Source organism: Peribacillus sp. NPDC058002 (genome assembly GCF_042886655.1).
Lineage (GTDB): Bacteria > Bacillota > Bacilli > Bacillales > DSM-1321 > Peribacillus > Peribacillus aracenensis.
Genome location: NZ_JBHVQU010000131.1, coordinates 1 through 10,381, shown reverse-complemented (window position 1 = coordinate 10,381; position 10,381 = coordinate 1). Strand labels below are relative to the sequence as shown.

General features: G+C 41.5%; 6 protein-coding genes and 1 riboswitch. Of the genes, 1 reads left to right on the top strand and 5 read right to left on the bottom strand.

The genetic code is table 11. The features are described 5' to 3' along the window. The 4 genes from metH to ku form a co-directional block, all read right to left on the bottom strand. The coding region (gene metH, locus ACFVSH_RS18520) for a methionine synthase (protein ID WP_387707242.1) at window positions 1-3,442 on the bottom strand (3,442 nt) is incomplete at its 3' end. Beyond that, window positions 3,435-5,282, bottom strand: coding sequence for a bifunctional homocysteine S-methyltransferase/methylenetetrahydrofolate reductase (locus ACFVSH_RS18515; protein WP_387604254.1), 1,848 nt, complete (start codon window positions 5,280-5,282; stop codon window positions 3,435-3,437). The genes ACFVSH_RS18515 and metH, both read right to left, overlap by 8 nt. A gap of 104 nt (window positions 5,283-5,386) precedes the next feature. Next, window positions 5,387-5,485: riboswitch (SAM riboswitch) on the bottom strand. A 111-nt stretch (window positions 5,486-5,596) separates the two neighbouring features. Next, window positions 5,597-6,247: an MOSC domain-containing protein gene (locus ACFVSH_RS18510; RefSeq protein ID WP_260286386.1), complete on the bottom strand. Its 651-nt coding sequence runs from the start codon at window positions 6,245-6,247 to the stop codon at window positions 5,597-5,599. 506 nt (window positions 6,248-6,753) lie between these two features. Then, a complete protein-coding gene (gene ku, locus ACFVSH_RS18505; RefSeq protein ID WP_387604250.1) occupies window positions 6,754-7,596 on the bottom strand; it encodes a non-homologous end joining protein Ku in 843 nt (280 codons plus the stop codon). Between the two features lie 152 nt (window positions 7,597-7,748). Here ku and ligD point away from each other — a divergent pair, with 152 nt between their 5' ends. Continuing rightward, the gene (gene ligD / locus ACFVSH_RS18500; protein WP_387604248.1) at window positions 7,749-9,596 is read left to right on the top strand and encodes a DNA ligase D; all 1,848 of its coding nucleotides are present in this window, start codon (window positions 7,749-7,751) and stop codon (window positions 9,594-9,596) included. A gap of 201 nt (window positions 9,597-9,797) precedes the next feature. On the opposite strand, the gene ACFVSH_RS18495 is transcribed toward ligD, so the two are convergent. After that, the coding region (locus ACFVSH_RS18495) for a diaminopimelate epimerase (protein ID WP_483878305.1) at window positions 9,798-10,381 on the bottom strand (584 nt) is incomplete at its 5' end.

Here is a 10,381-nt window from a genome sequence, read left to right as displayed (position 1 = left end):
CGACATTGAAGTAACGGGCTTCAGGATGTGCAAAAACAATGGCTGACACGGAAGCCTCTGGTTCCATCATGAATCCTTCAGTCAATTCCACGCCAATATCCTGAGGTTGTAACAGGCGGAATAGCTTCTCCTGGTCTTCCAGATTAGGACAAGCAGGATAACCAAATGAAAACCTTTGCCCGGTATACTTAGCGGCAAACCGCTCTTTCATGGACATTTCAATCGGATCGCTTATACCTAAATCATCCCGCATTAATTGATGAATTCTTTCTGCGAAACCTTCAGCTGTTTCGAGAGCAAGTGATTGAAGGGCGTGATTTTTCAAGAAATCGCCTTCAAGCTTTAGTTTTTCTGCCCATTTTCTAATCCCTTTTCCGGCAGTGACCAGGAAGAAACCAACATAATCCATTTGCCCGGAGGAGATTGGTTTCGCGAAGTCCGCTAAACAAAGATGCGGATTCGTATCTTGCCGGGGGAAGTCGAAAGTTTCCAAAACCTCGTTATGGTTCTCCGGGTTGTATACCAATAGCTTATCTCCTTCGCTTTGAGCAGGGAAAAATTGATAAACTGCATTCAAACCATAATCCGGTTCCGTCTTTAGAAATTCAATCAATTCATCAACGAGATCATTGAGTTGCACTGCTTTTTCATTCCCTTGCTTAAGCAATTCGGACACTTTACCTTTTAACCCCAAATGATGTCCAATCAGCATTTGCCTATTAATATACGGCTGGATGACATCCAATGGATAGTTTTTCAGGACGTGACGCTTGATGTCATGCGGGATTTGAACAGGAGCATCGCTTAAAGGGGCAGCTGTGGACTGCTTCCGAACAGGTTTTTCCATCGTGGCAGCAATGGCGGCATTCGCTTTCGCTCTTTCCCGTTTCTCGACTAACTCTTCCAAGTACACCACTTTTTTGTCAGAGTCATGTAAAATATTCGTTACAGCCAAACCATCCATCGCATCTTTGGAATATAAAACCGGTCCTTCATATTCTGGTGATATTTTAAAATCGGTGAATTTACGGGATAATGCTGCCCCTCCCACTAAAATTGGGGTATCTATTCCCGCTTGCCTTAAATCCTGTGCTGTTAAAACCATTTGCTGTGCAGATTTGACAAGTAACCCAGATAGGCCAATGATGGTTGGCTCATGTTTTCGAACCTCTTCTATGATTTGTTGCGGTGCGACCTTTATGCCCAAATCAATGACTTCATAGCCATTATTGGATAGGATGATATCCACTAGGTTTTTCCCGATATCATGCACATCTCCCTTGACGGTCGCCAAAAGGATTTTCCCTTTCTTAGCACTATCTTCAGAGTTTTCCATTAGTGGTTCAAGGTGAGATACTGCCGCCTTCATCGCTTCAGCACTCTGAAGCACCTCTGCGACAATAAGTTGGTTGTCATTAAACAATCTCCCCACCTCACTCATGCCATCCATCAATGGTCCATTGATGATTTCCAATGGGGTGTCACCGCGCTCAATCGCTTCATTTAAATCATCAACCAATCCTTCTTTCGTTCCCTCGATAATATAGTTACCTAAACGTTCATCCAATGGCAGGATCACACCATTATCCTTCTTCTCCGCTTTTTTCCCGCGATAAAACTCGGTAAAAATCGCTAAAGTTTCAGTTGAAGTCTCAAATAGCAGTGCCTCAGCCAATTTCACTTCCTCTTCCGGTATCAGAGCGAAACGTTCAAGTTTTTCTGTATTCACGATAGCATAATCGAGACCCGCCTTTGTACAATGGTAGAGGAAAACGGCATTTAATATTTCCCTTCCCCTCGCTGGCAGACCGAATGAAACGTTAGAAATGCCAAGTATCGTTAGGCATTCCGGAAATTTTTCTTTAATCGCCTTTATTCCATTCACCGTTTCCAATGCAGATCCAATATATTGTTCATCCCCTGTACCTACAGGAAATACAAGCGGATCAAAAATGATGTCACTTTTGTTCAGACCGTACTTATTAACGAGCAAATTCACAGACCGTGTAGCCACTTCCAATTTCCGTTCAGCATCGACTGCCATCCCAGTTTCATCAATGGTTCCTACGACAACGGCAGCACCATATTGATGGACTAATGGCACTATTTTTTCAAAGCGCTCTTCACCATCTTCAAGGTTTATGGAATTAATGATCGATTTTCCTTGTGAATGTTTTAATGCTTGTTCAAGCACGGCTTCATCCGTAGTATCGATGACCAATGGGACTTTCACTTTTTTGACGACCTCTTCCACAAATTCCTTCATATCGCCAAGCTCATCCCCATCAGGATCAGCAAGACAGATATCAATGACATGGGCCCCTTTTTTTACCTGGGATCGTGCAATTTCGGCAGCTGGCTCATAATGCTTTCCGCGTATCAGCTCCTTGAATTTTCGGGAACCGATAACATTCGTTCTTTCACCTACGAATAAAGGCCGCATTGAATCATCATAAATTAGCGGCTCTATGCCCGATACGGCATGACCATGGGCTGTTTCCGTAATTGTACGGGGTTTCATGCCTTCGAGGACCCTGGAAAGTTCTTTAATATGTTCTGGTGTCGTACCACAACATCCACCAATGATATTGATCCATCCCTTTTCGGCAAATTGCTTCATTTTCTCTGCCAGTGAAGTAGGTGACTCATGATAGTGCCCTTCTTCATCAGGGAGCCCGGCATTCGGATAACAGCTAATGGCGCTATTTGATATATCTGCAAGTGTCCTGATATGGTCTATCATGAATTCCGGCCCTGTTGCACAATTAAGGCCGACAGCAACGGGCTTCATATGTTCAACCGATAAATAAAAAGCTTCGATGGACTGGCCAGCAAGTGTAGTGCCCATCGGTTCGATTGTCCCTGATATGATGACAGGCACATCTTTTCCTGTTTTAGCGAATGCTGCTTTGATTCCGGAAAAGGCAGCCTTGACATTAAGCATATCCTGACAGGTTTCCACCAATAACAAGTCTACCCCGCCATCCAAGAGACCGAGTGCCTGTTCTGCATAGGAATCGGTTAAAATATCAAAAGTCGTTCCTCCCGTTACGGAAAGCGTTTTTGTAGTTGGACCCATCGAGCCAGCTACATACCTTGGCCATTCATCATTGGAGTACTTTTCACAAGCTTTAACGGCAAGCTCAGCTGAAATCTTATTTAGCTTGTAGGCGATAGTGCTTATTTGGTATTCCTCCAGTACGATGCTGGTCGCTCCGAAGGTATTTGTTTCAATGATGTCTGCACCCGCTGCTAAATATTTTTCATGAATGGATTGGATGATTTCCGGTTGCGTCAATGATAAATATTCATTGCAGCCCTCGAATTGTTCCCCTCCAAAATCCCCTGCCGTCAAATTCTCCGCTTGAAGCATGGTTCCCATCGCCCCGTCAAGAAGGAGTATTTTAGAATTTAACTGATCTTGAATCGCTTTTTTATTCATGTACTGCCACCTCTGATGTATGTTTACTATCGACTTTTCTAATATATTTCGTAAGTTCCGCCGTCATTTCATAGCGAAGGAACGGAGTGATTAAATATATGCCCTTGAATTTTTCCCTTGCCGCGTCCACTAGCTCTCGCGCGATATTCACTCCTTCAATCCTCGACTTTACAGGGTCATCCCCCGCTAACGCCATGGCTCTTCTAACATTATCAGGCAATTTGATGCCTGGGATTTCATTATGGATGAATTCGGCGTTCCTGGTGCTTGTCAAGGGCATGATACCGATGAAGATCGGGGTTTCTAAATGTTTTGTGGCTTCATATACTTCTTCGATCTGCTCCACAGAATAGATTGGCTGTGTCAAGAAGGATTGGGCACCGCAGGCAATCTTCTTTTCCATTCTCAGTACCGCTTTATCCAGATATTTCACATTGGGATTAAACGCTGCAGCAATTTTGAAATTTGCCCGTTGGCCCAAACTTTGACCCGAATAGGAAAGACCTTCATTAAATTGTTTGACCATACTTATTAGGTCAAAGGAAGATAAATCATAAACCGAAGTGGCGCCCGGGAAGTCCCCAATTTTTGAAGGGTCTCCGGTGATGATCAATATTTCGTTCAGACCCACCGTTTGCAGACCCATTAAATGTGACTGCAGTCCAATCAAATTTCGATCACGGCATGTTATATGCACCATTGGCTCTATATTCAATTGGTTCTTCAGTAAATTGGCCAGTGCATCATTCGATATCCTTGGTGAGGCAAGCGAATTATCGGCTAATGTAATGGAATCGACCCCTGCTTTTTTCAAAACCTCGGCACCAGTCATGAAGCTCTCTATACCTAACTTTTTCGGAGGATCAAGTTCAACTAGAATCGTCCTTTCTGTTTTGGCCTTTTCGAACAGGGGACGTTCCAATTCTCTATCATTCACTTCAATTATTTCTATTTCACGGGATTTCGTAAATTTCTCTTTCACAGGAGCCAAACTTCCAATCGCATTCTTTACAGCTTGAATATGCAGCGGAGTCGTTCCACAGCACCCTCCTATGATCGCGGCCCCCTGCTCACGAAGTTCTAGGGCACTTGAACCGAAGTATTCCGGCACAGCTTTATAGACGAGCCTTCCATCCACATAATCCGGGAGGCTGGCATTTGGGTATATGGCAATTGATGCTTGCTTTGGCAAACTCACTTCTTCCAAGGCCCGAATCATATGATGTGGACCGAGACGGCAATTCACCCCAACAACATCGGCACCCAGTTGCTCAAGTTTTTGAAAAGCTTCATTTAAATGGATTCCATTTTGAAGATTTCCCAGTTCATGCATCGAAACATTTGCTATGATCGGCAGTCCAGTTTCATATTTAACGATTTGCAGGACGGTTTCCAGTTCTTCCAGGTCATAAAATGTTTCCAAGAGAATCCCATCAGGGTTTTCCATCAAAAGACTGTATAGCTGTTCACGAAAACCCCGTTTTATCTCTTCCATGCTTAAATCCGATTTCCTGATGCTCCGCTGTGCCCCTATGGTACCGAAGACGTATGCCTTTCCTTTTGCCGCTTTTTTAGCAAGAATGACTCCCTGGCGATTGATTCTGCTTACTTCATCTTCAATTCCATACCGTTTCAATTTGTTGAAATTGGCTCCGTATGTATTCGATTGAAGGATATCTGCACCGGCTTCCAGATAGGCACGATGGATGGACTCTATTTGATCTGGGTTCGTACAGTTTAATTCCTCATAACATTGATCGATGCCATTTGAATACAATAAGGTCCCCATTGCCCCTTCCCCAACCAGTATTCTATCTTTCACGTCTTTACGAAAATCCATCATTACACCCTCTCTCAAAAACAATCCTGTTTTTGTCGTATTCTATGAGTATGAGAGAAAAGGAAAAAAAACCTTCTCAAAGAAGAAGGTTTTTTGAAACATTCTCCTCATCTATCAAGCTCTGCTTGCTGGATTTAGCACCTTTGCCTAAGCTGGTTGCTGAGGTTTCTTCGGGCCAGTCCCTCCACCTCTCTCGATAAGATCCATTTATATAATTTTCATAAGATTTCAAAATTTGATTATATTTAATTTACATTAATAATCTGTCAATTTCAATACCTGATCGACATTTTTTTCACTTTTGCAAAAATCATTCACCCTTTTGCAGCTTGAACCCTCTTCAAAATCCTTTGTTTCCAGTCTTCCGCTAACGAGTCTAGTGTAAGTAAAGCCTTTGCGCCTTCCAGCCCATCTCGTTTATGAAGGAGTACCTCTGCTGCATAATGAACTGAAATTTTTTCCTGCAAACGATCTATCAGCACAATATCGTTTTGTTTATTTATCGTTCCTTCTTGAAGTACTCTTGCAAAATAACCAGTGAAACTCGTTTTCAGCACGAGTTCCAAAAACTTAGGTTCTTGATTGAAATGGGAAATGGTCGAACAAGGTATCCTCCCCTGGTTAATTTGAACAATCACTTCGCCTATTTGATAAATATCGCCAATATATGTTGTTTCTTCCCTCATCCCCGCTACGGTTAAATTTTCACCGAATGCAGGGATTTCCAGTTTTTTAGAGAATTTTTCATTCCATATTGAATAATGCTCAAAGGGGTAAAAGCACAAAACGCGATCAGGACCTCCATGGAACTTTACATTACCAACCCCATCACCAATTATACCTGATTTAGTCACTGTCACATTATCCTGTTCTTGTTTATCCATTGCTGAATAGATTTCGATATTTGAAAAAATTTCTTGTTTCGGCTTCCCGGCATGAAGTGCTTTGATTTTTCCATTTTCCATTTTGCATCTTCCATTCATATTTAATTTATATCATCCTGTATGTATAAATTATACTAAAAGTCCATTTTATACTGTAGTTTTTTATAAGAATATGAAAATGCAAAAGCCTCATAGCCGTTAAATGGGGGAAATATCATTGATTTCCAGAAAAATTCATAGGTTAGTTTCAGTAATTTTGTTGCTATTTCAGAATTAAATATGGTAGAATATGAACACAATATATAGTCGAAAACTACAACCGTTCGCCTATATGTTGATTTTCACGATTGAATTCCTCATTGTCGCTCTTTAGGGAGCGAATTTTTTTGCCTTCATTTCCATCCACCATTTTCTTTTATTTCCATTCTGTTTCTTACATCGTGATCCACTTACATATTTGCACTTTCCTTACCTATGTAAATCTCCCCCCTATTAATTCACTTTCTTTACCATATAGAAAGCAAATTACCTTGCTAAAACAAGCAGAAAGCCGAGCGACATCATGTGTCTTCCGCTCAGCTTCCTGTTTAAGCTTGCTTCTTTTTTTTCGGTGCCACTTTCTTTCGGGTCGTCTTTTTCATTTCCGTTTCATCATGTTTCGTACGGTCAATGGATGCCTGTAATGCCTCCATTAAATCGGTTACATTGTTGGAAATTGGTTCTTTTGTTTTGGCTGGAATCGTCGTCTGTCCTGCTTTCTTTGATTCAATCAATTCAAGTAACGCGGTTCGATAGTCATCGGTGTATTTTGTCGGATCGAAAGTAGTCGTTAATTGATCTATCAATAATACGGCAGTATCGATTTCTTTTTTTACAATGGTATCGTTGGCAGGAATATTCGGAACATCCGCTGTGGGGCGAACTTCATCCGGATAATGAATCGTTTCCATCACCAAGGTATTATCAACGACTCGGATTACCGCCATTTGTTCTTTGGAGCGAATGATGATTTTCGCTAGCCCTACCTTATTCGATTCCTTGAGTGCCTGTCTCAAAAGGGAATAAGCTTTTATCCCTCCGTCATTAGGAGACATGTAATAACTCCGGTTAAAATAAATGGGATCTATTTCTTCAATTTTAACGAAATCCACGATTTCCACGGCTTTTTCTTCGTTTTGTTTTTTCAGTTGTTCTAGTTCATTGTCTTCCAATACAACAAACTTTCCCTTTGTATACTCAAAAGCGCGGACTATATCATCCTTCCCCACTTCTTTCTGGCATACCGGGCAAACCTTTTCGTATTTAATCGGTGAATGACATTCCTTGTGCAACGTCCTCAAAGAAATATCCTTATCCTCCGTTGCAGCATGAAGTTTGATCGGAATGTTCACCAAACCGAATGATATGCTCCCCTTCCACATCGTATGCATATTCGTCACCTCATAACTTATTTTTAAAGAGAAGAACAATTTTATTATTCCCCTTTGTTCAAAAAAAACCGAAAAAACAATTGCCAACTCTAACACTTCGTTTTTTTGGCAAAATAATGTTAATCAATTATTTGCGGAGGTAAATACAAAAAATGAAACCGATGCTGCCTACCTATTACCCTGAAGCCCCCAATTCCAAGGATTGGCGTTATGAAGTCAAATATGACGGCTTTAGGGCTATATTAACGATAGACTCCGATACCATTAGCATTTCGAGTCGGAACGAAAAGGAATTATCACCACAATTCCCGGAAATCATTGCTTACATCAAAAATCTGCACCTGGAAGAATATCTCCCGCTTCGGATGGATGGCGAATTGGTCTGGCTTACCAATCAGGCGAAAGCCGACTTTTTCCAAATACAGTGGCGAGGACGCCTTGGGAAACAATCCTTAATTTCAGAAAAGGCCCGTTTTTCCCCATGCCGGTTCATAGCGTTTGACCTGCTTAGCATCAGCGGAAAAAACGTAGCAGCTAAACCCATGGAAGAAAGAAGGGAATTGATGTTGAATATGGGGGCAAATCTTGGCTTTCCTATGCCTCCTGATCCCAACGATAAGGCTTTGATACAATTAATAGAGAGTTTTGACGTATTGGATAATGCCTTGAATAAGGTCACCCTATTAGATGGCGAAGGTGTTGTCGCCAAGGAAATTGGTGGGACTTGGCAGGAAGGGAAACGTACTGCCTCATGGATCAAGGTGAAAAATTGGAAGACCGTTTCTTGTTTCATTACAGCATTGCACAAAGAAAATGGTTACGTTTCCCTCGCAGTTTTCAAAGAAGGTGCCGTAACCAAAATCGGAAGTGTTAAAAATGGACTGAGTCCTCAAGATAAAAGGATATTATATGAACTGATCAAGCAAAATGCATCAGACGAGGACATACAATTTTTTTATATCCATCCATCCATTTGCATCGAAGTCCAATTCTTACACGTGTATGAGGAGAATGAATTGCGTGAGCCTCAGTTTTCACAATGGCTTTTACAAACGGCTCCTGAAGAATGTACCTGGGAGAAATTCGTGCTAGGTCAATATACATTTCCAGATACTGTACAAATAACTTCCAGGGATAAACCGCTTTGGATAACAGGAAATAAAAAGGTGGTAAAGGTTGAATACCTTCATTATTTACGGGAGGTTTCAGCTTTCTTCTTACCCTTCTTGAAGGATAAACTGCTAACGACGATCCGCTATCCTCATGGCACTTTGGATAAAGAAAGATTTTTCCAGAAAAACAAACCTGATTATGCGCCGTCCTTTATTAAAACGTTCATTGATGAAGATATCGAGTATATGCTATGTAACGATATTGAAACGCTTCTTTGGTTCGGCAATCAACTTGCATTGGAATTCCATGCGCCATTTCAGAAAGCGGGTAAAACACGTCCCGACGAAATCGTCCTGGACTTGGATCCTCCTTCCATCGAATATTTCTCCTTAGCGATAAAGGCCGCACAGGAAATAAAGAAGGTGATGGATTCATTAAGGATAAAAGCTTTTGTAAAAACTTCAGGTAACAAAGGACTGCAAATACACATCCCACTGCCTGCAGACACATTTACTTATCAAGAGACACGCATTTTCACTGACTTTCTCGGTGACTACTTATCAAGTTCCACCCCAAATGATTTTACTACGGAAAGGATGAAAATAAATCGGCATAATCGACTTTACCTGGACTTTGTGCAGCATAGTGAAGGAAAAACCATCATCCTTCCTTATTCCCCGCGGGGAAATTCTTTCGCTGGTGTGGCTACACCCTTGTTTTGGAAGGAAGTGGACGAAAGTCTCCAGTTAAAGGACTTTACGATTGAAACCATACCAAGCAGAATAAAAAGGGAAGGGTGTGCATTTATGGATTACAGACTCATCGATAATGGACCAGCCTTTTTGGAAGTATTGTCGTTCCTAAAACAAAAAAAGACCAACAACTGATGGTCTTAAGGAGTTTAATATGGAACGTTGATCCCCCTCACCAGGCACTCTTCCTGGAACGCACTTTTCTATGCAGGAGCCCCGTGACTTCCGTTCCGGATTAACGGGAATGGTCTTTTGATTACATTACTAAGAGGTTTTTAAATGAGAAAACTGCAGGCAAACTCTCTTTTCTTCGAGTTTGCTGCAGTCTGAAATTTTTTATAATTTTGTTTTCAAATAACTTTGAACTTCATCCTGAAGCTTGGCATATAAGCTTGTTTCCAATTCAAAATCCTCTTTTTCAAGCACTTCAAATTTTTCAGGCTGATCTAAGTCCATTTCAATCGATACCTTGAATTCATAGGTTGCGTTCCCGATTAAATCAATTGAATACTTTTGGCTTTCATCATCATGGTGGACCACGCATTTAACTTTTCCGCCGTTATTGTAGACAGATATTTCACTTTCCAACGCGTTTAATCCAACAGAGCATGTTACTAGGCTTGAGGCTGACATCGCCGTTCCACACGCATTTGTGAAGCCTACCCCCCGTTCGAATGTCCGCACATAAATGCTCCCTGGTTCCAGCTCCTTCACAAAGCTGACATTGACACCATCAGGGAAAAGCTCATTCGGTTGATTGACCTTTGTTGAAAGTTCGTCCTGCAAACCACTTTGCAAAACCTCACTATCGACCAGCGTGATCAAATGTGGATTAGGAACCGCCAATGCCGAAAATAATAGGGTATCATGAAGTTCCGGCAATAATTCGTTTTGCAACTGTTCTTTAGCCAATACAAGAG